17 protein-coding genes and 1 tRNA gene are annotated in these 25,489 nt (G+C 64.6%); 5 read left to right on the top strand and 13 right to left on the bottom strand.

Annotated features, from left to right (window positions below; translation table 11 throughout):
• The first annotated feature begins 15 nt into the window (after positions 1 to 15).
• Together glmS and J3454_RS04335 are read left to right on the top strand one after the other, a co-directional pair.
• Positions 16 to 1,851 (top strand): glutamine--fructose-6-phosphate transaminase (isomerizing), encoded by a 1,836-nt coding sequence (gene glmS, locus J3454_RS04340; protein WP_349512519.1) that lies wholly within the window; start codon positions 16 to 18, stop codon positions 1,849 to 1,851.
• 137 nt (positions 1,852 to 1,988) lie between these two features.
• Positions 1,989 to 4,292 carry a putative bifunctional diguanylate cyclase/phosphodiesterase gene (locus J3454_RS04335; protein ID WP_349512518.1) on the top strand — a complete coding sequence of 768 codons (2,304 nt, stop codon included), beginning with the start codon at positions 1,989 to 1,991 and terminating at the stop codon, positions 4,290 to 4,292.
• A 21-nt stretch (positions 4,293 to 4,313) separates the two neighbouring features.
• Here J3454_RS04335 and purQ read toward each other — a convergent pair whose 3' ends face one another.
• Both purQ and purS read right to left on the bottom strand, forming a co-directional pair.
• Complete coding sequence (gene purQ / locus J3454_RS04330) at positions 4,314 to 5,003, bottom strand: phosphoribosylformylglycinamidine synthase subunit PurQ (RefSeq protein ID WP_349512517.1); 690 nt, start codon at positions 5,001 to 5,003, stop codon at positions 4,314 to 4,316.
• Positions 5,003 to 5,254, bottom strand: coding sequence for a phosphoribosylformylglycinamidine synthase subunit PurS (gene purS / locus J3454_RS04325; RefSeq protein ID WP_349512516.1), 252 nt, complete (start codon positions 5,252 to 5,254; stop codon positions 5,003 to 5,005). Before purS ends, purQ begins: the two co-directional genes overlap by 1 nt.
• Positions 5,255 to 5,569: 315 nt before the next feature.
• Here purS and J3454_RS04320 point away from each other — a divergent pair, with 315 nt between their 5' ends.
• On the top strand, positions 5,570 to 7,792 hold the full coding sequence (locus J3454_RS04320; RefSeq protein ID WP_349512515.1) for a TonB-dependent receptor: 2,223 nt from the start codon (positions 5,570 to 5,572) through the stop codon (positions 7,790 to 7,792).
• 81 nt (positions 7,793 to 7,873) lie between these two features.
• On the opposite strand, the gene J3454_RS04315 is transcribed toward J3454_RS04320, so the two are convergent.
• From J3454_RS04315 to infA, 7 genes are all read right to left on the bottom strand, one after another.
• Positions 7,874 to 10,747 carry a M16 family metallopeptidase gene (locus J3454_RS04315; RefSeq protein ID WP_349512514.1) on the bottom strand — a complete coding sequence of 958 codons (2,874 nt, stop codon included), beginning with the start codon at positions 10,745 to 10,747 and terminating at the stop codon, positions 7,874 to 7,876.
• A gap of 97 nt (positions 10,748 to 10,844) precedes the next feature.
• The gene (gene purC, locus J3454_RS04310; RefSeq protein WP_349512513.1) at positions 10,845 to 11,648 is read right to left on the bottom strand and encodes a phosphoribosylaminoimidazolesuccinocarboxamide synthase; all 804 of its coding nucleotides are present in this window, start codon (positions 11,646 to 11,648) and stop codon (positions 10,845 to 10,847) included.
• A 39-nt stretch (positions 11,649 to 11,687) separates the two neighbouring features.
• Positions 11,688 to 11,762, bottom strand: a tRNA-Phe gene (locus J3454_RS04305).
• 132 nt (positions 11,763 to 11,894) lie between these two features.
• Positions 11,895 to 12,083, bottom strand: a complete 189-nt coding sequence (locus tag J3454_RS04300; RefSeq protein ID WP_349512512.1) for a DNA gyrase inhibitor YacG — start codon at positions 12,081 to 12,083, stop codon at positions 11,895 to 11,897.
• On the bottom strand, positions 12,080 to 13,042 hold the full coding sequence (locus tag J3454_RS04295) for an Rne/Rng family ribonuclease (RefSeq protein WP_349512511.1): 963 nt from the start codon (positions 13,040 to 13,042) through the stop codon (positions 12,080 to 12,082). The genes J3454_RS04300 and J3454_RS04295 overlap by 4 nt, the downstream gene beginning before the upstream one ends.
• Positions 13,035 to 13,607, bottom strand: coding sequence for a Maf family protein (locus tag J3454_RS04290; RefSeq protein WP_349512510.1), 573 nt, complete (start codon positions 13,605 to 13,607; stop codon positions 13,035 to 13,037). Before J3454_RS04290 ends, J3454_RS04295 begins: the two co-directional genes overlap by 8 nt.
• 15 nt (positions 13,608 to 13,622) lie before the next feature.
• Entirely contained in the window at positions 13,623 to 13,868 is a 246-nt protein-coding gene (infA, locus tag J3454_RS04285) for a translation initiation factor IF-1 (protein ID WP_007163491.1), read from the bottom strand.
• Between the two features lie 221 nt (positions 13,869 to 14,089).
• Here infA and J3454_RS04280 point away from each other — a divergent pair, with 221 nt between their 5' ends.
• Complete coding sequence (locus J3454_RS04280; RefSeq protein ID WP_349512509.1) at positions 14,090 to 17,296, top strand: TonB-dependent receptor; 3,207 nt, start codon at positions 14,090 to 14,092, stop codon at positions 17,294 to 17,296.
• Here the strand turns inward: J3454_RS04280 and J3454_RS04275 are convergent.
• Both J3454_RS04275 and J3454_RS04270 read right to left on the bottom strand, forming a co-directional pair.
• Positions 17,293 to 18,498 (bottom strand): BaiN/RdsA family NAD(P)/FAD-dependent oxidoreductase, encoded by a 1,206-nt coding sequence (locus J3454_RS04275; RefSeq protein WP_349512508.1) that lies wholly within the window; start codon positions 18,496 to 18,498, stop codon positions 17,293 to 17,295. The genes J3454_RS04280 and J3454_RS04275 overlap by 4 nt on opposite strands.
• Positions 18,499 to 18,602: 104 nt before the next feature.
• The gene (locus J3454_RS04270; RefSeq protein WP_349512507.1) at positions 18,603 to 20,039 is read right to left on the bottom strand and encodes a peroxidase family protein; all 1,437 of its coding nucleotides are present in this window, start codon (positions 20,037 to 20,039) and stop codon (positions 18,603 to 18,605) included.
• A gap of 207 nt (positions 20,040 to 20,246) precedes the next feature.
• On the opposite strand from J3454_RS04270, the gene uvrC reads away from it, so the two are divergent.
• Positions 20,247 to 22,208 (top strand): excinuclease ABC subunit UvrC, encoded by a 1,962-nt coding sequence (gene uvrC / locus J3454_RS04265; RefSeq protein ID WP_349512506.1) that lies wholly within the window; start codon positions 20,247 to 20,249, stop codon positions 22,206 to 22,208.
• Positions 22,209 to 22,266: 58 nt separating this feature from the next.
• On the opposite strand, the gene J3454_RS04260 is transcribed toward uvrC, so the two are convergent.
• Both J3454_RS04260 and J3454_RS04255 read right to left on the bottom strand, forming a co-directional pair.
• Positions 22,267 to 23,172: an OmpA family protein gene (locus tag J3454_RS04260; RefSeq protein ID WP_349512505.1), complete on the bottom strand. Its 906-nt coding sequence runs from the start codon at positions 23,170 to 23,172 to the stop codon at positions 22,267 to 22,269.
• A 382-nt stretch (positions 23,173 to 23,554) separates the two neighbouring features.
• Positions 23,555 to 25,384: a DUF885 domain-containing protein gene (locus J3454_RS04255; RefSeq protein WP_349512504.1), complete on the bottom strand. Its 1,830-nt coding sequence runs from the start codon at positions 25,382 to 25,384 to the stop codon at positions 23,555 to 23,557.
• Positions 25,385 to 25,489 lie beyond the last annotated feature (105 nt).

Below are 25,489 nucleotides of genomic sequence, written 5' to 3'. Positions count from 1 at the left end.
AGGACAGGCAAGGCAATGTGCGGCATTATCGGGATCGTGGGCAGCTCCAGCGTGGCCGACCGGCTGGTCGATGGCCTGCGGCGGATGGAATATCGCGGCTATGACAGTGCCGGGGTCTGTACGCTGGACGCTGGCGCGCTGGTGCGCCGGCGGGCCGAGGGCAAGCTTGCCAACCTTGCGCGCGTTTTGGCCAGCGAACCTGCCCCCGGCACGATCGGCATCGCCCACACCCGCTGGGCGACCCACGGCGCGCCGACGTCCGCCAATGCCCATCCGCACGCGACCGGCGAGGTGGCCATCGTCCACAACGGCATCATCGAAAACTACAAGGAATTGCGCGCCGAACTGGCTGCCGCTGGCCGCGTGTTCGAAAGCGAAACCGACAGCGAGGTGGTCGCGCACCTAGTTTCCGCCGAGATCGAGCGCGGGGCCGAGCCTGCCGAAGCGGTACGCGAAGTCCTCCCGCGTCTGCGGGGGGCGTTCGCGCTTGCCATAGCGTTCCGCCAGCATCCCGAACTGCTGATCGGCGCTCGGCTCGGCTCGCCGTTGGTGCTGGGCTACGGCCCGGAAGGAGAGGACGCCGAGATGTATCTGGGGTCCGATGCGCTGGCACTCGCTCCGCTGACGCAGCGCATCGCCTATCTCGAAGAGGGCGACTGGGTGGTGGTGCGCCGCGACAGTGCGCAGATCTACGATGCCGAAAACCAGCCCGTCACCCGCGAAATCCGCGCTTCGGGCGCTTCGGCGGCGGCTGTGGAGAAGGGCAATTATCGCCACTTCATGCAGAAGGAGATCTTCGAGCAGCCGACCGTGGTGGCGCAGACGCTTGCCTCCTACCTGCGCCGTTCGGACAATTCGGTGGCCTTGCCGCAGATGGATTTCGATCTTTCGCAGGTGCGCCGCCTTACGATCGTCGCTTGCGGCACGTCCTACTATGCCGGCATGGTAGCCAAATACTGGTTCGAACAATTCGCCCGCGTGCCGGTCGACATCGATGTCGCTTCGGAATTTCGCTACCGCGATCCGGTGCTGGAGGAAGGCGGCCTTGCGCTGTTCATTTCGCAGAGCGGCGAGACGGCCGACACGCTCGCCGCGCTGCGCCATTGCAAGGCCAACGGGCAGACCATCGCGGTGGTGGTCAACGTGCCGACCAGCACGATGGCGCGCGAGGCCGATCTGCTGCTGCCGACTCATGCCGGGCCGGAAATCGGCGTCGCATCCACCAAGGCGTTCACCTGTCAGCTCGCCGTGCTGGCGGCGCTGGCGGCGCACATGGCGGTGAAGAAGGGCAGGTTGTCGCGAGAGCAAGAGGCCGAGATCGTGCACCACCTGCTTGAAGCGCCCGCCGCGCTCAATGCCGCGCTCGATCACGATGATGATATCGCGTCGATGGCGCACCTGATCGCTCCGGCGCGAGACGTGCTGTATCTCGGGCGCGGGCAGGATTACCCGCTGGCGCTGGAAGGCGCGCTGAAGCTGAAGGAAATCAGCTATATCCACGCAGAAGGTTACGCTGCTGGCGAAATGAAGCACGGGCCGATCGCGCTGATCGACGAAGCCGTGCCGGTGGTGGTGATCGCGCCTTCCGGTCCGTTGTTTGAAAAGACTGTGTCGAACATGGAAGAAGTCCGCGCGCGCGGCGGGCAGGTGGTGCTGATCTCGGACGCGAAGGGATTGGACGAGGCGGGCGAGGGCTGCATCGCAACGATCGAGATGCCGGTGGTGCACCCGCTGATCGTGCCGCTGGTTTACGCAATCCCAGTGCAATTGCTGGCCTATCACGTCGCGGTGGTGAAGGGCACCGATGTCGACCAGCCGCGCAATCTCGCCAAGTCCGTCACCGTCGAATGATCGTCGGCAGGGCTGCTTCTACCGCATTGAATGCGGACGACATTGGATTTACCGCAACCTAACCTTTGCTGGTTAATGGCGGCAGGGTGACCGAGCCCGCTATTCCCCCTGCGACCATACGACCGGCAGACCTTCCTGTGTCCGCCGTCCTTGGCCTGTCTGACAAGGACGACTTCAACTGGGCGCGGCTGCGCGGATTGCAGTATCCCGCGCTTGCGAAGCTCGCCTTCTATCGGTTTTACGTGCATGCGATCCTCGCGATTTTCGTGGGGCAGATTTACATCTCCAAGGTCGGATTTCCCGGTTTCGCGCTATGGACGGCGGCCCTCTTAGCCGTCCATTGGCGCGGCACGCGGATTGATCTGTCGCTGACAGATGCCGACAGGCGGCAAGTGACGCGCAGCGAATTCGCCCGGCAGGCGACCACCGCGATCCTTTCGGGATTGCTCTGGTCGGTCGCGATCGTGGTGTTTCCCCTGTTCGGCACGCGCGACGATTTGATGGCGCTTATGATGATCGTGGTGATCCTCACTTCGGGATCGGTGTTCTTCTTCACCGCCGCCCCGTTTAGCATCATCTGCTTCATTACGCTGATCTGCCTTGCCGCGTTCGGTCAATTATGGCTGGCCGGGATGGTGCATGCGGCGGTCGCGATGCTGCTGTTCCTCATCATCGGGCTGCTGGGCACTGTCGAAGTCGGGCGCACGTTCCTGACCGCCCGTTTCGCCGAGGCCGCGGTGGCCGAGAAGGAAGAGGTCGTTTCGCTGTTGCTGCGCGAATTCGAAGAGAACGAAGCGGACTGGCTTTGGGAAGTCGATGTCAGCCGCCGGTTGCGCTCGGTCAGTCCGCGCTTTGCCTTTGCGCTCGGCCGTCCGCAGGTCGAGGTGGAGGGAATGCCGCTGCTTGAACTGGTCGCCGGTCGAAGCTGGGCGAGCGGACAGTTCCCGCCCAGCCTCCACGATCTTGCCGAGCGGCTCAAGACCCGTGAGAACTTTTCCAATATCCTGGTCCAGGTGTCGATCTTGGGCGAGGAGCGCTGGTGGGAACTTTCGGGCACGCCGATCCGCGACGAACGCGGACGCTTCACCGGATTTCGTGGGGTCGGCTCTGACGTGACCGAAAAGCGGGAATCGTCCGAAAAGATCGCCTATCTGGCTCGGTTCGATACCCTGACCCACCTTCCCAACCGGCTGCAACTGACCGAGGCGCTGGGCGAGGCGCTGCGCCACGCGGAACAGTGGCGCACGCGCGGGGCGTTGATGATGGTCGACCTCGACCGGTTCAAATCGGTCAATGATTCGCTCGGCCACATGACCGGCGACAAGCTGCTGGCGCAGGTGGCTGCCCGGCTCAAATCGCTGATGGGCGAAAACCAGTTATGCGGGCGCCTTGGTGGCGACGAATTCGCCATCGTGATCCGCGATCTCCCCAAGCCCGAAGACATCGACGAGCTCGGCAAGCGGCTGATCGAGCGCCTATCGGAACCCTATCAGGTCGATCAGCATACCTTGTATGTCGGCGCCAGTGTCGGCTCGGCGATCGGGCCGCGTGACGGCAAGACAGTGGAAGAGCTGATGCGCAATGCCGACCTTGCGCTCTACGGTGCCAAGGATGCAGGGGGCGGGGAGCATCGCCGCTTCGAACCCATGCTGCACGCCTTTGCCGAGGAACGCCGCCAGCTTGAAGTGGCGCTACGCAAGGCGCTGGGGCGCGACGAGATGGAGCTGCATTATCAGCCAGTGGTGGATTCCCGCAGCGAAAGCGTGGTGAGTTTCGAAGCGCTGGTGCGCTGGAACAGCGCAGATCACGGGTTCATCAGTCCCGGCAAGTTCATCCCGCTGGCGGAGGATACACGGCTGATCGTGCCGATCGGCCAGTGGGTGATGCGTAAGGCCTGCGAGGAAGCGCGCAACTGGCCGGAACACATCAAGGTCAACGTCAATGTCTCGCCCGAACAGCTGATCGAACCCAACTTCCATCAAGACGTGGTCGAAGCACTGGCGGCGAGCGGCCTTAAACCCGAGCGGCTTGAGGTCGAGGTGACCGAGAGCATTTTCCTGCGCGATGCCACCGTGGCGCGCAACGCGCTCGAACAGATCATGGCGCTGGGCTGCTCGGTCGCACTCGATGATTTCGGAACGGGCTATTCGTCGCTCGGCTATATCCGGAAGCTGCGCTTTTCCACGATCAAGGTCGATCGCACCTTCGTTCAGGGGGCAGCGCAGGGGAGTGCCGAAAGCCTGGCGATCATCAACGCAGTGGTGGCGATGGCCAAAAGCCTGGACATGACCACCACCGCGGAAGGGGTGGAGACCGCCGAGGAAGCCGAACTGATCCGCAACCTGGGCTGTGACAAGATTCAGGGCTACTACTTCGGCCGTCCAATGCCCAGCTACGAAGCGCAGCGCCTGTTCAGCAATCCGCAGCAGTTGCGGGCCTGATCGGCAAGTGCGCGCCGCCGATCAGGCGGTGGCCAGCGAAGCCAGGATATTCTCGAACACCCGGCGACCGTCGGCCCCGCCCAGCGCATTCACAGCCGCCGGTTCGATCGCGCGTTCGGGATGCGGCATCATGCCCAGCACCCGCCCGTTGGCGCTGAGGACCCCGGCAATGTCGCGCGCCGATCCGTTGCAGGCTTCGGTATAGCGGAACGCAACCCGTCCCTCGCCCTCAAGCCGGTCGAGCGTAACGTCGTCGGCAAAATAGTTTCCGTCATGATGGGCGACGGGCACGCGCAGGGTCTCGCCCGCCACAAACCCGCTCGTGAAAAGCGAATCGGTGTTTGCGACCTGCAATTCCGCCGTTCGGCAGATGAAGCGCTGGCCTGCATTGCGCATAAGCGCACCGGGCAGCAGCCGCGCTTCCGTGAGTACCTGAAAGCCGTTGCACACGCCCAGCACGGGCACGCCGCGTGTGGCCGCGGCTGCGACCGCGCGCATGATCGGGCTGGTCGCTGCCATCGCGCCTGACCGCAGGTAATCGCCGTAGGAAAAGCCGCCGGGCAAGGCGACAAGGTCGAGCCAGTCGGGCAGATCGGCATCGCCGTGCCACACTCGCAGCGCCGGCTGTCCCGATACTGCTTCGAGCGCCACTGCCATGTCGCGGTCGCAATTGGATCCGGGAAAGGTGACGACTGCGGCTCGAAACGCCATCACTTGCCCCCTTCGGCCGAGCCTGACGATTCAATCGTGAAGTTTTCGATCACCGTATTGGCGAGCAGCTTTTCGCACATTTCGGTAAGCGCCGCAGGGTCCGTATCGTCGGCGAGGTCGAGTTCGATCAGGCGGCCGATCCGCACATCTTCCACCCCGGCAAACCCCAGACCCTCGAGCGCGTGATGCACCGCACGCCCCTGCGGGTCGAGCACGCCGGGCTTCAATCGGACAAGGACGCGGACTTTCATGGACTGGGTTCCTCGTGCGGGATGCGGCTGGGTTGGGCGCCGATATAGCGCGCCCGCGCGCTGGTGCAATCGCAGCGCGACCGGTTGTTCACCGCCCGCAGAACACCTGACGGCAAGTGCTGCATTGTCAAACACCTGTCGCATTAAGGTAAATCTGTCACTTCTCTGCAACAACTGTAACAAGAGTGGCGTCAAACGCCCCATTTCCCGCCACAATCTTACGCGTCATTCTCGCCCGAATCGCCTGAAAGTGCCAGCGCGCAAGCCGCACCTCCTCTGTTTCTGCGTGCGATCAATCGAAAGGGGCCTTGTTCGATGTCTCAGCGTATCACTGCCATTCGTGCTGCTTGGGTCGGATCGACCATCCTTGCCGCTTCCGCTGTATCGCTTGCTGCCCCAGTGGCAGCGCAGGAGAGCGAGACTGCGACCAGCGATGACGGCCAGCTTGCCACCATCATCGTTACCGCCAACCGGCGTCAGGAAAACCTGCAGGATGTTGCGGTGTCCGCGGAAATCCTCGATCAGGCCCGCGTCGACGCGATTTTCAGCGCCGCCGGCGACGTGACCGCGCTGGCCGGTTCGGTTCCGGGTCTCAACATCGAAAGTTCGAACGGCCGCGCCGCGCCGCGTTTCTACATTCGCGGCCTCGGCAACACCGACTTCGACCTTGCCGCATCGCAGCCGGTTTCAGTGCTGCTTGACGATGTGGTGCTCGAAAACGTCACGCTCAAAAGCTTCCCGGTTTTTGATGTCGAGCGCATCGAGGTGCTGCGCGGGCCGCAGGGCACGCTGTTCGGGCGCAACACCCCGGCGGGCATCGTCAAGGTGGAATCGATCAAGCCCAGCTTCGATCGCGATGTCCGCGCCTCGCTCAGCTATGGTTCGTTCGATACGGTTTCGCTTAACGCGGCGATCGGCGGCGGGCTGGTCGATGATGTTCTCGCTTTCCGCGTTGCGATGCAGTCGCAGAGCCGCAGCGACTGGATCGACAACGGCTTCACCGGCGAGAACAACGCGCTGGGCGGGTTCAGCGATTTCGCGATCCGCGGGCAATTGCTGTTCACGCCGGGCGACCGCACCACTATCCTCGCCTCGCTGAATTACCGCGACCTCGATGGTTCTTCGACCTTCTTCCGCGCCAACGTACTTGGCCCGGGCAATAACGATCTCAACGAAAACTACGACCGCGACACGGTGTTCTACGATGCTGGTGGCGGCAATCGCGGGGTTTACGAACAGCTCGGCGCGACGCTGACGGCAAGCCACGAGTTCGACGGGGCGACGCTGACCTCGATCACCAGTTACTGGACCAGCGAAGGTTCGAGCCGGGGTGATATCGACGGCGGCAATCTGGTGACGGGACCGGGCTTCATTCCTTTTCCGTCCGACACGCAGGATTCGATCGACCTCAAGCAGTACACGCAGGAAATCCGTCTTGCCTCGAACACTGATGGGCCGTTGAGCTGGCAAGTCGGCGGCTTCTATTTCGATAGCGATTTCGACGTGACCACCGTCGGTTTCGACTTCCCGCCGCCGGTCACGGTCAACCACACCAACGAGGCATGGGCGCTGTTCGGCCAGCTTTCCTACGAGTTGACCGAAAGCCTGCGGGTCACCGGCGGGCTGCGCTACACCGATGACCAGAAGGACTTCTTCGTGGTGTCGGGCGCGGCGCCCCAGCCGGTCAGCGTGGGTGACGACCAGTTCGATTGGGACATCGCGCTGTTCGCCGATGTCTCTGACGATGCTAGCGTCTATGCCAAGGTCGCCAATTCGTTCCGTGGGCCGACCATTCAGGGCCGCGACGTTGCGTTCTTCAACCCGCCTTCGGTCGCGCAGTCGGAGAACATTACGTCTTACGAGGTCGGCTTCAAGACCGAGCTGGCCGATCGCCGCGTGCGGCTGAACGGCGCGGTGTTCTACTACACGGTCGAAGATCCGCAGTTCACCGCGGTCGGTGGAGCGGGGAACCTCGTCCAGCTGATCAACGCTGCCAAGGGTGAGGCCTATGGTTTCGAACTCGACAGCGCGTTCCAGATAACGTCCAACTTCCTCGTGACGCTCGGCGTGGCGTATAACAACACCGAGATTCAGGATAATGCCCTGGAGGTCGGGACCTGCGCACAGTGCACCGTTACCGATCCCACGCGGACGATTGCCGGCCCGTTCGGCCCGGTCACCTTCGCGTCGGTGGACGGCAATCCCTTCCCCAACGCACCGGAGTGGAGCGGTGATCTCACGGCACGTTACGGCATCCCGGTGGGTGACAGCGGCGAGTTCTTCATCTTCACCGACTGGACCTATCTCGGCGAAACCAACTTCCTGCTGTACGAAAGCCGCGAATTCAACGCCAGCAGCCGCATCGAAGGCGGTCTGCGGGTCGGCTATTCCGGCGGCAACGGTCAGTGGGAACTGGCCGCCTTTGCACGCAACATCACCAATGAAGACAACGTCCTGGGCGTGGTCGACTTCAACAACAACACCGCCTTCGTCAACGATCCGCGCGTGATCGGGGTGTCGTTCGGTGTGAATTACTGAGGCTCAATCGCCCTTCAGGGCAGCCATTCGGCAAAAAACCGGCAGGATCACCTCCTGCCGGTTTTTTGTTGCCTGGACGGCCTATTCCGCTGCCGTTTCAGAGGGGACCACTGCAATCTCGACCGCCGCGCCCTGTTCCAGCCAGCGCTTGGCAGTGTCTTGCAGGTCTTCTGGTGTCATCGCACGGATCATGTCGGGAGCGGCGAACCACCGGTCAATTCGCTCAGGCTCGCTCTGCGCCCGGGCGGCAAGGTTGATCCACCCGCCCAGATCCTTCAGCGCATTGTCGTATCCCTCCAGCAGCGGGCGGCGCGCACGCTCGATCACGTCCGCGCTGGGCGGCGTATTGCGCAATCCGGCGAGCATTTCCTCGACCGCCTGGCGGGTCGCCTCCACCTGCGCCACATCGACAGACACCGCGAGGCTGAACGTGCCATAATCGCGGTAATGGCGGCTGCTTGATGCACCGGCCGAGGGCGAATAGGCCTGCCCCAATTCCTCGCGCAGCTTCTCCGTCAGCGCCAGCCGCACCACCCGCGCAAGCAGGCCAAGCCGCAGCGTTTCGGCCTGATCGCTGTCGTCGGTGGTCGGCCATACCCATTGCAGCAGCGCCTGATCGGCCTCGCCCTTGTGGGTCAATGTGTACTGGCCGCGCCGGGCGGTGAAACTGCGGGTTCGGGCATCCTCACGCGGCACAAATTCGGCCTCACGCGCAGGCAATGCGCCAAGCGTTGCGGCAACGGCGGCGATGGCCTCGTCCTCGTCGAAATCGCCGGCCAGTGCCAGTTCGATCGCGCCGCTCGCCAGCCGATCGCCGATGGCTGCGCGCAGACCTGCGTAGTCCAGCGCCAGGAAGGCCTCCTTCGGTTGGAGCGTAAAGCGCGGGTCATCATCCGACAGGATCCCGCCGATTGCCGTACCGAGCGCGCGGCCCGGCGTCGCATCCAGTGTTTCGAAGTAGTTGTCGATCCCCTTGCGGAACCGCTCCTCGCCTTCCCGGCGGTAGCCCGGATCGGTGAGCAGCGCGGCCAGCACCTGCATCTGCAGCGCCAGATCGCGCTTCGTGGTGTTGCCCGAGGTGGCGAAGGCATCGGTTGCGCTGGAGAGGCCGAAGCCAACGCTGCGCCCGGCCAGCACGCTCGACAGATCGTCCTGACTGTGCCGCCCAAGCCCGCCCAGCGCGAGCGAGTCCGTTAGCGCGACCCGCAGCGGGTCGTCAGGGGTGTTCATCAGGTCGCCCCCGTCGACCGCCAGCGAAAAGGCGATGCGGTCCTCGCGGATATCGGTCTGCTTGAGGGTCAGCCGCACGCCGTTGTCGAAGCGGATCATCCGCAGGCCGAGCCGGGGCTCGGTGGTATCCGAGACGATGCTGCCCGGCGTGCCGAAATCGTCATAGGCAAAGGCCAGCGGGCCGTTGTCCTCGGGCGGGGCGATCGGCAGCGCCATGCCTTGCGTAAATGCCGCGCGCAAATCCGCCTCGCCGCCGTCGGGCGCGGTGCGGCCGGTGAAGCGGATCAGCGGTTCTTCCAGCGGCGCGGCGTCGGCCAGCAGTGCCTGCCAGATCGCCGCAGGGGTCAGTTCGGGTGCGATCTGTTCGAATTCCGCCAGCTGCCAATCGGGTGTCGTCGGCACGCGCTCGTCATCCACGAGGTTGAGCGCTGCCCCCATGAAAACGTTATGGCCGCGCGTTTCCGCGCCCTTGACCGCGTTTTCCAGTCCGGTCCGTATATTGGCAAGCTGTTCGTCCACCTCAGCCTGCGTAAAGCCGTAGGTCAGCGCCTGGTTCACCTCGCGGGTCGCGGCGAGCACGCCCTTGTTCCATTCTCCGTCGGCGCTGCTGACCGAAAGGCTGGTGAGGCGCGCATCCTCGAACAGGTTGCCTGAACCATATCGCGCGCCGCGGAACGGCGCGTCTTCGCTGCGTGCCAGCCGCGCCAGACGCCGGTTGATGATCGCATAGCCGATCCCGCGAAGTCGGTCCTCGCGGCGGTTGGCGATGGTGTCAGGCCAATCCTGCCACGGGGCGAGGCGGCTGATGGTGACGCTTTCGGACAGGGCCGGATCGACGTGAATGTCGGTCAGTCCCTTGCGCGTGATGTCGATCGGTCCCGCTTCCGGTTCTGCCGGGGCAGGGGCTGGCGTCCAGTCGGCAAAGCGTGCGCGGATTGCGGCTTCCACTGCCTCCACGGAATAATCGCCGACCACCACCAGCACCGTGTTGGCGGGCGTGTAGGTACGTTCGTAAAGCGCGCGAATCTGCGCCGCGCTGGCGCTTTCCAGCACCTCCAGCGTGCCGATCGGCAGACGTTCGGTATAGCGCGCGCCGGGGGCGAGGAAGGCGGCGTTGTCCTCGTAATTGCGCAATTGGAAGCCTGCCCGGTCGCGCCGTTCGGAAAGGATCACGCCGCGTTCACGCGACACGGCATCCTCGGCAATGGTCAGTTCGCTCGCCGTTTCGCGCATCAGCATCAGCGCGGTATCCAGCAAGGCAGGCTCGTTGCGCGGCAGGTTGAGCATGTAGGTGATGCTGTCGAACCCGGTCGATGCGTTGGTGTCCGCGCCGAACGCCAGCCCCTCGCGTTCGAGCAGCTTGATCATCTCGCCTTCGGGAATGCCTGTAGAGCCGTTGAAGGCCATGTGTTCGAGATAGTGGGATAGCCCGCGCTCGCTGTCGGCTTCCTCAAGCGCGCCCGAATCAATCCGCATCCGCACCAGCGCCGTCCCTTCGGGCGTCGCATTGCGGCGGATGATGTAGCGCATTCCGTTATCGAGCCGGCCGAAGGTATAGCCGGGATCGACCGGAACATCACTTTGTTCGAAAGCCCAGATCGCAGCAGGCGCTTCGGCAGCGGTTTCGGCCACGGGCGTGTCCTGCGCGGCCAGCGCGGTGGTCAGCGCAATCGGAGACAGCGCCAGCAACAGGCTGGCGGCAATATTACGGGCATTCAGGATCATGAGCGGCAAGGCACCTGTGGCAATCGCGTCGGAATGCCCAAGAGTATAGCAAACCCGCCGCTTGTCAGCCCCCACGATGCCTAGGTAATCGGCGGCGCTATTTCTTCAAGGGAGGTGGGCCGCGAAGGCGGCTGCGCGCGTGCGACAGGTCGAACACCTCTCCCGGCCCGTTGTCCTCGCCATTGAGCAGGCCGAGCCGGCGCGCCACTTCGCGGTAAGCCTCTTCTTCGCCGCCCAGATCGCGGCGGAACCGGTCCTTGTCGAGTTTTTCGCCCGTGGCCATGTCCCACAACCGGCAGCCGTCCGGGCTGATCTCGTCGGCCAGGATCACGCGGCTGTAATCGCCATCGTAAAGCCGCCCGAATTCGAGCTTGAAATCGACCAGCCGGATGTCGATCGCGGCAAACATTCCGCACAGGAAATCGTTGATACGGATCGCCATCGAGGAAATGTCGTGCATCTCCTCGTTGCTGCACCAGTTGAAGCAGGCGATGTGTTCCTCGGCGACCAGCGGATCGCCCAGCGCATCGTCCTTGTAGTAATATTCGATCAGGGTGTGGGGCAGCGGCTCACCCTCCTCGATCCCGAGGCGCTTGGACAGCGACCCTGCCGCAACGTTGCGCAGCACCACTTCCAAAGGGATGATCTCGACCTGCCGGATCAGCTGCTCGCGCATGTTGAGGCGGCGGATGAAGTGGGTGGGGATGCCGATATGCCCGAGCCGCGTGAACACGTGCTCGGAAATACGGTTGTTGATCACGCCCTTGCCGTTGATCGTGCCCTTCTTTTCGGCATTGAAGGCGGTCGCATCATCCTTGAAGTACTGGATCAGCGTACCCGGCTCGGGTCCTTCGTAAAGGATCTTGGCCTTGCCTTCGTAGATCTTGGTGCGGCGGGACATCGACACTTTCCCTCTGGGCGATTGGCCCTTTTCAGCGAATGGTGCCCGAGGGCGGATTTGAACCACCGACACGCGGATTTTCAATCCGCTGCTCTACCCCTGAGCTACTCGGGCATTCGCTGCGAGCGACGGATTGCGACCATGTGGTCACCCCGGCGAGCAAATGAGAGCGCGCCTATGGCGAAGGCGGGCGGGGTTGGCAAGAGGGTTTGACACGCCGAAGGCAGGATTATTGCGCGCAGCGCATCAATCCTGCTCGCCCCAGTTGCCCTGCGCCTGTTCGTCAGGATCGGCAGGCGGACCGGGGACGGCGTAGGAATCGGAGAACCAGCGCGCCAGATCGCGGTCCTTGCAACGCTGCGAGCAGAAGGGGTGATGATCGGGATGCCGCGTCTTTCGGCAGATCGGGCAGGGCTTGTTGGCTGACGTGCTCATGCGGCTGACAATTGGGCATGGGCGGCTTCGATGGCAAGGCCCGGGTCGGTGTCGATCCGCACCTCGCGCCCGGTACGGAGGGCAAGCTCTGCCAGCCACGGTTCTTTCAATTTGGCCTTCAGCGCGGGATGCACCGTCAGCAGCAACGTGCGCCCTGCGCCATCATCCGCCGCCAGTTCCGCGCGGCGCAGCGCCACACGGCCTGCCGCGCCGAGCCGTGCGGCGGCGAATCGGTGCAATAGCGAGGGGCCTTCCAGCCGGGCGACCAGTTGCACGAAGCCGAATCCGTTCATCGCAGTGCGTTCGTGCGGCCAACCCGCCAGCGCCGCCTCCAGCGCCTCGTCCACCGCACGGCGATCTGACTTGTCAGCGAGGGTAGGGAAATCGATCCCGATGTTCCCCCCGATCGCGAACCACGCCAGCGCGCGGGCGATGGCAGGCACGGCGGCCAGCGCCACCTCACGCGGGGAGCCGACACCGTCGATGTCGATCACGGTCATGGCGGGGGTGACGCTGACAAGCACCTCGCCGCCGGGAAAGTCGAGGCTGGCCGCAGAGGCCGCGTGCCACACCTCCTCCCACAAGCCTGCGGGAAAGCGGCGCACGGTGCGCCCTTCCGGAAAATTATTGTGCGTGGCGGAGCTTTCCGCCCCGGCAACCCGCGCCTGCGCGCGCTTCAGCCGTCCGCGCTCGGCCAGCGGTGCGCGGGTGACGACCAGATCGAGGACTTGTCCTTCGGTCACGTTCGGCGGCAGGTGATCGACCAGCGCTTCCGCCCCGCCATCCAACAGCGCGACCCCGCGCCGGGTGCCCTTCAGTTTGGTGACAAGCTTGCCGCGCAGCGCCTGTCCGGCGCGCAATTCTCCCGGCCAGAACACCCGCGCCGCCAGCACCTGTTCGCGGTCGATCAGCAGCGCACGGGTTTCGCCGATGCCGTCCTCGATCAGCCACTCAGCCAAGGGCAAAGCCTGCGGCCTTGAGCAACGTGCGCGTTTCATACAGTGGCAGCCCCGTCACGCCCGAATGGCTGCCCCTGATCCATTCGATCAGCCCTTCAGCCGCGCCCTGAATGGCATAGCCGCCCGCCTTTCCCCGCCAATCCCCGCCAGCGAGATAAGCGGCGATCTCCTCGTTCGACAGGCGCTTGAAGCGCACCACGGTTTCATTCAGCCGTTCGCGCAAGGTGCCATCAGGCGCGCGCAGCACCACGCTGGACAGCACCTGATGCCGCCGTCCGCTAATCAGTTCGAGGCAGGCGCGCGCATTGGCTTCGGTTTCGGTCTTGGGCAGGATGCGCCGTCCCACTGCCACCACCGTATCGCCCGCCAGTACAAAGCCGGGGGCATCGACCGCGCACGCCTTTTCGCGCCCCATGCGCAGGGCGTAGGCGCGGGGCAGTTCATCCCGCTGCGGGGTTTCGTCGATATCGGCGGGGGTCACCGCATTGGGCGCAAGGCCCAGCCGCGCGAGCAATTCGTGCCGCCGGGGCGAGGCCGAAGCCAGCGTGAGATGAGGCGCGCCCATCAGGGCCGCCCGCATTTACTGCGGGCCGGGGCCGCCGCGACCCGGCATGAAGCGATAGGTGATGCGCGCCTTGGTGAGGTCATACGGGGTCAGCTCGCACAGCACTTCATCGCCCACCAGCACGCGGATGCGATTCTTGCGCATCTTGCCCGCAGTGTGGCCAAGCACTTCGTGGCCGTTTTCAAGCTCAACCCGGAACATCGCATTGGGCAGCAACTCAACCACGCGCCCGCGCATTTCGAGGAGTTCTTCCTTGGCCATGAATTTCCTTTGATAAATAATGCGGCGCCAATGACGCCTGTCGAAAAGCTAGCGCGCTTTAGCGATGCGGGAACCAAAAGGGAAGGCTCGAGCTTTAAGCGCCGCAATGGCCGAAGTTTGGCCATGCCAACGCATCTCGTCTGGGGCACGTGCCTTATCTCGGGAACGGCGGGGAAGACAACAGGCCGCCCCGCCGGATGATTGTGACCTGAAGGGACAAAATGAACCTCTCTCCGCTTTCCCGCGCCTTGCTGCGCGCTGGCACTTGTGCTGCCAGCCTTGCTGCGGCGACGCCAGTTTCCGCCGAAGCAGGCATGGCAGCCCAGCCGCAATCCGCGCAGGTGCCGCAGTCTGCAGGGGAGGATGATCCCGAAACTGCCAGCGGCACGGCGGTTTCCGGCGGAGAGATTGTCGTCAGTGGCAGGCGCATTCGCGGGCAGCTGCTGGTCGATCAGGCGCCGCTGCTGCAGCTCGACGAAGAAGCGATCGCGGCCGAAGGCGTAACCTCGATCACCGACCTTATCGCCCAGATCAGCGCGCAGACCGGCTCTGCACGCGGACGCGGCGGCGGACGGCCGGTGATTCTGGTGAATGGCATCCGCATCGGCAGCTTTCGCGAATTCGCGTCCTACCCGCCCGAGGCGCTCGCCCGGGTCGAAGTGTTCCCAGAAGAAGTCGCACAGCGGTTCGGTTTTCCGCCCGATCGCCGAGTCATCAACCTGATCCTCAAGGAAAATTATTCCAACCGCGAAGTCGAACTGGAATTCGAGGCGCCGTCGCGCGGCGGGTTCGTCCGCACCGAACAGGATCTCGGCTATCTCAGGATCGCCGATGGCGGACGGTTCAATATCGATTTCGAACTGTCGGATTCCTCGCTGCTGACCGAGGATGAGCGCGATATCATCCAGACCCCCGGCTCCGTCAGTCAGGTGCCGGGCGATCCGGCGCAGGCGCCGTTCCGCAGCCTCAGGGCCGATACCTTCGGGTTCGAAGGCAACCTGTCATGGGCCAAGGCGCTGATTGACAGCGGCACATCGCTCAGTGCCAATCTCAATTACGCGCGCAGCGAAAGTCGCAGCCTCGACGGTCTCAACACCGTGGTGCTGACCGATGATGCTGCTGTCCCGGGGATCGTGCGCACCTTCGGTGCCGAATCACCGCTGGCCCGGCGATCTTCCACCGATGCGCTGTCGGCAGCGGGGTCGTTGACGCGGCCGGTCAATGCGTTTCGCCTGACGAGCACCTTCGATGCCACGCTCAACGAGACCGAGACGGAGATCGACCGCCGCTTCGACACGCAGTCGCTGGTCGACGCAGCTCTCGCCGGGTCGCTTGCGCCGGACGGGCCGCTGCCGACCGATGCCGAAGCCGGGTTCGAAGTGGCGCGCAGCCGGACGATCAACGGAGAATCGCAAACCACGCTGGAAGGGCCGCTCGGCCAGCTTCCCGCAGGAGAGGTGCTGGCGACCTTCAATCTGGGTCTGGACTGGCAGCAGATCGAAAGCAGCGACACCCGCAGCTTGACCGGAGCGACGCTGACCCGCCGGCAACTTGCGACCGGGGCCAATGTGGTGGTGCCGCTTACCAGCAGCCGGGCAGGCGTGGCCGATGCGCTCGGCACTTTCACGCTCAATCTGCAGGCAGGCGTTCAGGACCTGTCCGATTTCGGTGTGCTGGGCGATTGGAACGCGGGGCTGAACTGGTCGCCGTTCGACAATCTTGATCTGTCGGCGACCTATATCTGGCGCGAGGCAGCGCCGGGACTGGGCGCGCTGGGCAATCCGATAATCACCAATTTCAACGTGCCAGTGTTCGATTTCAGCCGCGGCGAGACGGTGCTGGCCGACGTTACGACTGGCGGCAATCCCGATCTTCCGGCGGAAACCCAGCGCGACTGGAAATTCGCCGCCAACTGGTCGCTGCCGTTCTGGGACAACACCCGGCTGACCGTGGAATATATCCGCAACCGGTCGGACAATGTGGTGAGCGGATTTCCGCAGATCACGCCCGAGATCGAAGCGGCTTTTCCGGGCCGCGTGACGCGCGATGCTGACGGGCGTCTGATTGCGGTCGATCGGCGTTCGGTCAGCTTTGCCGAGACGCGGGCGAACCGAGTGCAGTTCATCTTCTCGACCAGCGGCAGCATTGGCGCGCCTGAGGGCGGGCGTGATGGCGGCGGGCGCGGCGGGCGCGGTGGCGGAGGCGCTCCGGCAAGGGACGCTGCACAACCGGCTCCGGCTCCGGCTCCGGCTCCGACAACGGGCGCGGCTCCGGCAGGGGAAGGGGCAAGGGCCAATGGCGGCGGCGCACGGTTCGGCGGCGGTGCGGCACCCACACCGCAGCAGCGCGAACAGTTCATGGCATTCCGCGAACGGCTATGCGCCGATGACGGGCTCGACTTCCTCCAGAAACTGGCCGCCGCAATCGACAGCGGCGCGGATATCTCGGCCGAATTCCCCGGCATTGATCCGGCGCGGCTCGCACCGATGCTGGCGCGGTTGCGCGGGGAGGATGGCACCATCGATCCGGCCCGGCTGGCGCAGTTCCGCTCACGCATTTGCGACATCGATCCGGCGATGCTGGGCGGCGGCGCGCGGGGTGAGGGCGCTCCGGGGCCGGGCGCTCCTGACGGCGCGCGGGCGCAGGCGGCTGCGGCATTGCGCGAGCGTATCTGCGGACCTGACGGCGGCGCCGCGTTGGCCGAACTGGTCGCCAAAATCGAGCGCGGCGAGGATGTTTCGGCCGATCTTCCCGGTATCGACCCGGCGTTCCTCAAAATGGCGATTGACCGGTCGCGCGATGCCGATGGGAATATCCCGCCGGAAGCGCTGGCCCAGTTCAAGGAGCGTTTCTGTGCCGCCGCACCGCAATCAGCGGGCGAGGCGGGCGGCGGCGCACCTGCTGGCGGCGGCGGGCCTGCGTTCAATCCGCTGGGTGGGCGCAACATGCAGGGCTTCCGCTATTTCCTGAACCTGACCCATTCGATCGAACTCGACAACGAAATCCTGATCGCGGCTGGCATCGCCCCGCTCGACCAGCTTGACGGGCAGGCAACCGGAGCCTTCGGCCTGCCGCGCCATTCCAGCGGGTTGGAAGCAGGTCTGTTCGGGCAGGGCGTGGGCTTCCGTCTTTCGGGCATCTATACCGGCGAAACCCGGCTCGATGGTTCGGGCTTGCCGGGCAGCACCGACCTGTTCTTCGATGATATCGTGACCTTCAATCTGCGGGTTTTTGCCAATATGGGCGAACTGATCGGCCCGAACGAAGGGTTCCTGAAGGACTTCCGGGTCAGCCTGCGCGCCGACAACCTGTTCGATGCGCAACGCCGGGTGCGGGATTCGAACGGTGACACCCCGATCAACTACCAGCCGTTCGTGATCGATCCGGTCGGGCTGTATCTGGGGGTCGATCTGCGAAAGTTGTTCTAGCTGCGAGCAGCAGCCAAAGCTTCAGCGCAGGCGTAGCCGCTCGCCCAGGCCCACTGGAAGTTGTACCCTCCCAGCCAGCCGGTGACATCCACCGCCTCGCCGATGGCGTAGAGGCCGGGCACCTTGCCCGCCTCCATGGTGCGGCTGGAAAGCTCTGTCGTGGCGATGCCGCCTGCGGTGACTTCGGCCTTGGCGAGGCCTTCTGTGCCGTTGGGGGCGAACCGCCAGTCGCCAAGACGTGCCTGCGCGGCGCGAAGATCCTTGTCCGACACGTTGCCCAGTTCGCGCTCCAGCCCGAGCCGGTCGGCCAGCGCATCGGCCAGCCGCGCGGGCAGGGCTTCGCGCAGCAGCGTGCGGAGGTGCGTGCGCGGGCGGTCGCGCTTGGCTGCCAGCAGCCAGTCGGTTGCGGCCTCAGGCAGAAAGGTCACGCCGACCTCCTCGCCATGCCGCCAGTAGCTGGAGACTTGCAGGATCGCCGGGCCGGACAGCCCCTTGTGCGTGAACAGCGCGGCTTCGGCGAACTCCGCTTTCCTCTTGCCCGCTCCGGCTCGCGCCAGCACCGGCGCGGCAACGCCCGATAGCTCGCGGAACAGCGCGTCCTCGCCCCCCAGCGTCAGCGGCACGAGCGCGGGGCGCGGTTCGACCACCTTCAGCCCGAACTGCCGCGCCAGCCGGTAGGCAAAATCGCTCGCGCCCATCTTGGGGATCGATGGCCCGCCGGTAGCGATCACCAGCGCGGGCGCGTGCCATGACCGGCCATCATCGGCGCTAACGGTAAACGTGCCGTCGTCGGCGCGCGCCACGCTCGCAATATCCACGCCGCAGGTCAGCGTCACGCGGTCCGCCGGGCATTCGTCCAGCAGCATCGCCACGATCTGCTTGGCCGAACCGTCGCAGAACAATTGCCCCAGCGTCTTTTCGTGCCACGCAATGCCGTGCCGCTCGACCAGCGCGATGAAGTCCGCCGCTGTATAGCGCGCCAGCGCACTCTTGGCGAAATGCGGGTTGGCCGAGAGGAAGTTAGCCGGCCCGGCGCCAAGATTGGTAAAGTTGCAGCGCCCGCCGCCGGAAATCAGGATTTTCTTGCCCGGTGTATCCGCCTTTTCCAGCAATGCGACACGCAGCCCGCGCTGGCCCGCCTGTCCGGCGGCGAACAGACCGGCCGCGCCTGCGCCAAGGATGATGACATCGGTTTCGATCATGTGACCAGCGCGATTAGGCGCATGGTTGCGCAACGCAAGCGGCGCTGCGCGCAAAAGTCGGGGCGGAGCCTGTCGGGGCCGAACGGCTCCGCCCCGGGCCGGCCCTAGGGCAGGGCCGGCTGCGCCGCGGTCACGAGTTTCCCCAGCTTGTCCCACTCGGGCCGCGGCGACCAGTTGCGGTTGGCTCCAAGCCACGAACGGTCATCAAGTTCGAGCAATCCGATCAGCGTTTCGGCCACGATCGTCGCGCCCACCGGGCCGAGCGCCTCACCCGCCAAGGTATCGCCATTGGCTTCGGCGCGTCCGATCACTTCGGCCTCGGCGAGGATATAGAGCCACAGCGGGATGCCGTCACGGCCGAGATCCTCGTTCACGTCCTCGACCTTGTCGAGCACCCGGTCGATCTGCGCCTGCGGGCAACCGATCGCCGCCGCCACCTTCTCGCCGCCGGGCAGCAGGAAGGTGTTACCGCGAAGCAGGTTGCGGGTTGCCAGCGAGTTCTCGTCGGGCGGGCTGATGAAGGGCAGCGCCAGCAGATCGCCTGCCAGCTTGGTATCGAGCTTGAGCGCGCGTTCGACCTGCCGGTTCTGGGGCGTGAACAGCAGTTCGTGCCAATCCACTACCGCATCGGGATTGCCGAGCGGGTCGAAGCCCGAACCCAGCGTCGATCCGAACAGCTCGAACCGCGCGCCGCCCTGCCGCACCTGCAGCTTCATCGGGATCATCGAATGGCCGAAGCGATAGGCTGCAACCGAGAATTCGATCGGGATGAACGGCACGCCCCCGCAATAGACCTGCCGCCCGCAGCCGAGGATCCGCTCGACCAGCGGCCTGCCGCACATCGCGGCGAGGAAATCATGCACCAGCGCCCATTGATAATGCCAGGTCGTTTCGCGCCGGGCCTCTTCGTAAAGCGCGTGGCCGGTAAGGCCGCTTTCATCGTGCAGCGTCTGGGCAACGAGGTTGTGGAACCGGATTATGGCGAGCTGGATCTGGCTGATGATCCGGTTCTCGTCATTGCGCGGATCGCCGATGATCGCGCGGCCATTGGGCGAACGCAGCAGATCGTGTTCAGGGATGCCGCCCTGTCCGGGATTGTCCGCGCCGGTCAGCAGCTTGACCCCGCCGAACGGCCCGCCTTGCGTGAACAGGTAAGGCTGCGCCTCGGGGCCGAGGCCGTACACACAGTCGAGATCGAGCGTCGGCGTGCGCACATTGGACACCTCGCCCGGATTGTCGACCACGCGCCCGAAGGACGTCGAGGCATCGAGCGTCACGTCATGATCGACGAACTGGCCGAAGAACACCATGCCCACCGGAACGGTCGCGGTGCGGTTGGCCACCCCCTTGCCGTCCATCGGGCCATCCGGCGCGCCGATGGCTTGAAGAATGTCGGGCCGGGTAAAGGCGGGCGCGAGATCAGTGAACAACCGGCCAAAGCGATCTTCGCGACTGTTCTGATGATTGTGGAATTGGTTCATGCTGCAGAACGGGGACGTTCCGCTGAGATTCTTCATGCCGTGGTGTTCGTGATCGGACATAGTTAGCCTCCAATTAATTAAATATTAGCTAACCCGTTTATTATAGTTATTCAGTGATACTTGGTAAAATCATAGATTAATTGTCGAAACGCGACGATTTTCGTGAAGTATTCGTGACAAGGCCAAGTTCTGGACTGTTGCGAACTGATGGGGGAAGGGCCCCGCCATCCGCTTCCATCTCGGCCCGCCAGCGCCTATCTTTGTTGTATGTCCCGGACCCCTGCAGGCACCCCCAATGATCCGCGCGGCGCGGAGCGTTTCAACGAGGAGCGCGCCGCCTATACCGTCGCCAGCGCCCAGCCCGATCTGGAAGGCGGGGTGGCGGCGATCCGCGACATGGTGAAGGTGCTGAAGCCGGTCCCCGGCGTGTACCGGATGTGCGACGCGCGCGGCGAGGTCCTGTATGTGGGCAAGGCGCGCAGTCTGAAGGCGCGGGTGGCGAACTACACGCAGGTCGCGCAGCTATCGGGCCGCTTGCAGCGCATGGTCAGCCAGACGCGAGCCATGGAGATCATCACCACCAATTCCGAGGCCGAGGCGCTGCTCCTGGAGGCGCAGCTGATCAAGCGCTTCCGCCCGCCGTTCAACGTGCTGCTGCGCGACGATAAGAGTTTTCCCTTCATCCTGCTGCGCGCCGATCACGCCTTTCCGCGCATCCAGAAGCATCGTGGGGCGCGGCGGGCGAAGGGTAACTACTACGGCCCGTTTGCGAGTGCGGGGAGCGTCAACACCACCCTGAACGCGTTGCAGAAGCTGTTTCTGCTGCGATCCTGCACTGACAGCTTCTTCAACAACCGCGACCGGCCGTGCCTGCTGTATCAGATCAAGCGGTGCTCGGCACCATGCGTGGGGCGCATCTCGGAACCGGATTACGACGCGCTGGTGCGGCAGGCGAAGGACTTCCTCGCCGGGCGTTCGGGCGCGGTGCAGGCCGATCTGGAGCGGCAGATGGCAGAGGCGGCGGCGAACCTCGATTTCGAGAGTGCGGCGATCCTGCGCGACCGGCTGCGCGCGGCGACCTTCATCCAGGGGTCGCAGGCGATCAATGCGGCAGGGTTGGGCGATGCCGACGTGTTCGCGCTGGCAGCCAAGAGCGGGGTGATGGGCGTGCAGGCGTTCTTCATCCGCGGCGGCCAGAACTGGGGTCACCGCGCGTTCTTTCCGCGCCACACCGCCGAGGTGGAGGAGGCGCAGGTGCTCGCCGACGTGATGCTGCAGTTCTACGAGGAGGTGCCGCCGCCGCCAATCATTCTGGTCGACCGCGACTTGCCCGAACGCGAGCTGATCGAAGCGGCGTTGAGCGAGCTTGCCGGGCGCAAGGTACGCATCACGATCCCCGAGCGCGGCGACCGGCGCAAGCTGATGGCGCAGGCGCAGCGCAATGCTGTCGAGGCGCTGGAGCGGCGGCAGGCCGAGACCGGCACCAAGGCGCGGCTGGGACGCGAACTCGCCGAGTTTCTGGAGCTCGACACCCCGCCGCAGCGGATCGAGGTCTATGACAACAGCCACATCCAGGGCACCAAGGCAGTCGGTGCGATGGTGGTGGCCGGGCCGGACGGCTTCGAGAAGGGGCAATACCGCAAGTTCAACATCCGCGAGGCGCAGGCAAATGACGACTTCGCGATGATGCGCGAGGTGATGTCCCGGCGGTTCCGCAGCTTTGCCGAGGGCGAGGAGAACCCCGAGGCCAAGCCCGGCGGGCACGACACGATCCTGCCCGACCTGATCCTGATCGACGGCGGCAAGGGCCAGCTATCCAGCGTCATGCGGGTGCTGGAAGAGATCGGCATCGCGGATGACGTCGCCGTCATCGGCATCGCCAAGGGGCCGCATCACGGCCGCGAGGGCCGCGAGGTGTTCCACTTCCCCGATGGGCGCGAGAAGCAGCTGCCCGTCAACTCGCCGCTGTTGTTCCACCTGCAGAACCTGCGCGACGAGGTGCACCGCTATGTCATCGGCGCGCACCGGGCCAAGCGGTCCAAGGCGATCACCGCGTCACCGCTCGACGAGATCCCCGGCATTGGCCCTGCCCGCAAGCGCGCGCTGCTGCTCCATTTCGGCACCGCCAGCAAGGTGCGCGCTGCCGCACTGGAAGACCTGCAACGCGCCCCCGGGGTCAGTGCGGCGGTGGCCCGCAAGATCTACGATTTCTACCACGCCGGAGGATAGGCGTGGCAAATTGGGGCGGGTGGGGGCAGGCCGCCAAGGCCCGCCCCCAAGCCATCGATTACTGCCCGTCGAGCGCTTTGCTCACCAGCACGTTGACCGACACGCGGCGGTTCTGTGCGCGGCCCGCTTCGGTCATGTTGTCGGCTGCCGGATCGGCAGTCGCCATGCCGGTGGGGGTGAGCATCCGGTACGGCTTCCACTTGCACACCTGCTGCAGGTAATTGACCACCGCCGCAGCGCGCTTTTCCGAAAGCGGCTGGTTGATTTCCGGCGAGCCGGTCGAATCGGTGTAGCCCAGCACCAGCATCAGCGAATTTTCGTTGGCGTTGGCTTCCTGCGCGGCCTCGCACAGCTGGTTCTTCGCGCTGGGCGAGATCACCGCCTTGCCGGTGTCGAAATAGACGTTGGTGGTGCTCTTGAGGTTGTACTTGTCGATGTCGCCGAGGCGCCCACGCAGCGCTTCGGTGGCGGCGGCGTTCTGCTGGATGGCAGCGCCCTGCTGCGCGAATTGCTGCGCCGTTCCGCCGCGGATCATTGCGGCAATCACCCGGTCATCGCTGGTGAAGCGCACTTCGCTCGCCACCAGACCTTCGCCATATTGGCGCGTGCGCACCCGCACCGGCAGGCCGTTGATCAGCGCGCTTTGATCGAAGGTTTTGTTGCCGATCCCGAGGAAGCCGCCGCGGCTGCGAATTTCGGTTTCGGGGTGCAGCGTAAGGGTGGTGCTGGTGCCGTCGTCGGAGGTGATCTGCAGGCGCTGGCCCTGACGCGCGGAGATGATGCCGTCGATCCGCGGACCTTCTGACATTTCGGTCATGGTCGGCAGGTTGCCGTAAACAGTGGTCAGCACTTCGCCGTCACGGGCGACGTCCTGAGCGGCGAGGCCGCCGGTTGCGGGCAAAGCGAGCGCGGCGAGCAGCGCAAGCGTAAGGGAGGCACGCGGGGCGCGGGCGGGGGTGGTCATGATGCGGTTGCTCCTGTGGTTCGGGCCGGCGATCCTTGGGGGTCGGCCCTTCGTTGGCGATCTGCCCGCAGACCGGTGTTCAGGTTTACCTTGCTGTCTGATGAACGGCGTTAGCCGTGTTGTCAAAGGAGCGGGTAACCGGGGCAGGGGATGCGACGAGTCGAGCAGGCACGGCTCCGCCGCCTCCGCACCGGGCGCCGTGTAGGAGACACATGAGACACTGTCCAAGAACAGAAATCCGGCCGCCCCGTAACCGGTCTTGCAGCCTCGGTCGGCGCTGCTGAAATCCGAAAATCGGATCGAGAGGTGTCGCGGGAAAAGACATGGCGGGCAGCCTACTGTCACACAGTGCGGTAGGAAAGCCGCCCGCCCGCGACCCCCGTCAGCTTGCCATGCGGTCGGCGATCCAGCGGTCGATCTTCTGTTCCAGGATCGCCAGCGGCAGCCCGCCGGTATCGAGCACCTGTTCGTGAAACGCCTTGATGTCGAACCTGTCGCCCAGCGAAGTTTCGGCCCGTTCGCGCAGTTCCTGGATCTTGAGCGCGCCGATTTTGTAGCCCAGCGCCTGACTGGGAATGGCGATGTAGCGTTCCACCTCCGCCACCACTTCGGTGCGGGTCATGCCGGAGTTTTCCAGCATGAAGTCGATCGCCTGCTCGCGGGTCCAGCCCTTGGCGTGCAGCCCGGTATCGACTGCCAGCCGCATCGCGCGCAATTGTTCATCCTGCAAGGTGCCGTAACGGTTCCACGGGTCGGTGTAGAAGCCCATCTCCTCGCCCAGCGTTTCGGCATACAGCGCCCAGCCTTCGATAAAGGCGGTGGTGCCGCCGAACCGCATGAATGCGGGCAGCGCTTCGTTTTCCTGCGCCAGACTGATCTGGAAATGGTGCCCCGGTGCGCCTTCGTGCAGATACAGCGTCACATTGCCGGTGGTCAGACGGCTGGGCAGGTCATAGGCGTTGAAATAGAATGTGCCCGGACGCGATCCGTCCGGCGTGCCCGGCTGGTAGGAACCGCCCGCGCTGAATTGTTCGATCGAGGGATCATAGGGCTCGATCTTGAGCGGTGCCTTGGGCAGCAGCGAGAAATAATCGCCGATCTTCGCGTCGACCTGTTTGCCGATGTCGTAATAGGACTGGGTCAGCGCCTCGCGGCTTTCCGCCTGAAACTTGGGGTCGGTGCGGACATAGTCGAAGAATTCGTTGAGCGTACCGTCGAAGCCGACCTCGGCCTTGATTGTTTCCAGCTCGGTCTTGATCCGCGCGACTTCTGACAGGCCGAGCTGGTGGATCGTCTCGGCATCCAGCGGCAGCGTCGTGGTGCTTTCGATCAGCTGGGCGTAAAGTTCCGCGCCGCCCTTCATCTGGCTCAGCCCCACGCTGTCGCGCGCTGCGGCCATGTATTCGTCGCGCAGGAAATCGCGCAGCCGTCCGTGTACGGCGTAAATTTCGCGGGTCTTGGCTTCGTAGGCGGCTGTCAGCCGCGCCTTGTCGGCAGCGGAAATGCTGTCGGGGAAGGTCTCGACCGGCCCAATGAACTGCGATTCCGCCACCGGGATCGCCAACTGCGTATCGAGTTGCTGTATGACATTGCCGATGGTCAGCTTCGTTTCGACCACACCGGTTTCCATGCCTTCGCGGAACTTGTCGATCGCACGGTCGGTGTAGGCGATGTAATCATCGTGTCGCGCAAGGTTGTCCTCGTAGTGCCCGATCGTTTCGAACGGCGCGGCGCCATTGCCGCTGGCGAACTGGGGATAGAAGGTGTGGAAGCCGGAAAAGTGGTTGACCGGGCGCACCTCGGTCAGCGCGCGGATGCGGTCGGTCGAACCTTCGAGCGCTTGCTGATGGGTGTATTCGAACACGTCGTAGGCAAGCGCGTCGGTGGGAGAAAGCTTCGTCCGGTCGATCTGGTTGAGCAGGGCGAGGTTCAGCCGGGTGTCGGTGCGGTCCGCGAGAAAGGCGGAATCGGTGAGGAAATCGCCGAGCCGGTCGACGCCTTCGTCGTCGCCACGGAACAGGCGATCGAGCGGGTTGAGCGCCAGTTCGCGCGCGTCGGCATCGGCGAACAGCGCGAACAGCTTGTCATGCTCGGACGCTTGCGCGGCGGCTTTGGCGGTGACGGCGGCAGGTTCTGCGGCGGTCTGGGAGAAGGCAGGCGCGGCGGTGAGCAGCAGCGCGGTCGAAGCGGCAAGCGCAAGGCGGAATGTCATGTTGGGGGTCCCTGGAACGAAAGTGCAATGAGCACAAACTAGGAACGCCGCCCTCAATCGACAAGCGCGCCTGCGACAAGCGGCGCAGGCGCACCGACCGGTTTC

It is taken from the genome of Erythrobacter sp. NFXS35 (assembly GCF_040148725.1).
In the GTDB taxonomy this organism is placed as follows: domain Bacteria; phylum Pseudomonadota; class Alphaproteobacteria; order Sphingomonadales; family Sphingomonadaceae; genus Erythrobacter.
Note: the sequence above shows the minus strand (reverse complement) of the source record. Positions and strands in the feature narration are given on the sequence as shown.

Excerpts from the sequence above, each read along its gene's own strand:
- glmS (WP_349512519.1), top strand. The coding sequence starts at position 16 with ATGTGCGGCATTATCGGGATCGTGGGCAGCTCCAGCGTGGCCGACCGG.
- purQ (WP_349512517.1), bottom strand. The coding sequence starts at position 5,003 with ATGGCGTTTCGAGCCGCAGTCGTCACCTTTCCCGGATCCAATTGCGAC.
- purS (WP_349512516.1), bottom strand. The coding sequence starts at position 5,254 with ATGAAAGTCCGCGTCCTTGTCCGATTGAAGCCCGGCGTGCTCGACCCG.
- J3454_RS04320 (WP_349512515.1), top strand. The coding sequence starts at position 5,570 with ATGTCTCAGCGTATCACTGCCATTCGTGCTGCTTGGGTCGGATCGACC.
- J3454_RS04315 (WP_349512514.1), bottom strand. The coding sequence starts at position 10,747 with ATGATCCTGAATGCCCGTAATATTGCCGCCAGCCTGTTGCTGGCGCTG.
- purC (WP_349512513.1), bottom strand. The coding sequence starts at position 11,648 with ATGTCCCGCCGCACCAAGATCTACGAAGGCAAGGCCAAGATCCTTTAC.
- J3454_RS04300 (WP_349512512.1), bottom strand. The coding sequence starts at position 12,083 with ATGAGCACGTCAGCCAACAAGCCCTGCCCGATCTGCCGAAAGACGCGG.
- J3454_RS04290 (WP_349512510.1), bottom strand. The coding sequence starts at position 13,607 with ATGGGCGCGCCTCATCTCACGCTGGCTTCGGCCTCGCCCCGGCGGCAC.
- infA (WP_007163491.1), bottom strand. The coding sequence starts at position 13,868 with ATGGCCAAGGAAGAACTCCTCGAAATGCGCGGGCGCGTGGTTGAGTTG.
- J3454_RS04280 (WP_349512509.1), top strand. The coding sequence starts at position 14,090 with ATGAACCTCTCTCCGCTTTCCCGCGCCTTGCTGCGCGCTGGCACTTGT.
- J3454_RS04275 (WP_349512508.1), bottom strand. The coding sequence starts at position 18,498 with ATGATCGAAACCGATGTCATCATCCTTGGCGCAGGCGCGGCCGGTCTG.
- J3454_RS04270 (WP_349512507.1), bottom strand. The coding sequence starts at position 20,039 with ATGTCCGATCACGAACACCACGGCATGAAGAATCTCAGCGGAACGTCC.
- uvrC (WP_349512506.1), top strand. The coding sequence starts at position 20,247 with ATGTCCCGGACCCCTGCAGGCACCCCCAATGATCCGCGCGGCGCGGAG.
- J3454_RS04260 (WP_349512505.1), bottom strand. The coding sequence starts at position 23,172 with ATGACCACCCCCGCCCGCGCCCCGCGTGCCTCCCTTACGCTTGCGCTG.
- J3454_RS04255 (WP_349512504.1), bottom strand. The coding sequence starts at position 25,384 with ATGACATTCCGCCTTGCGCTTGCCGCTTCGACCGCGCTGCTGCTCACC.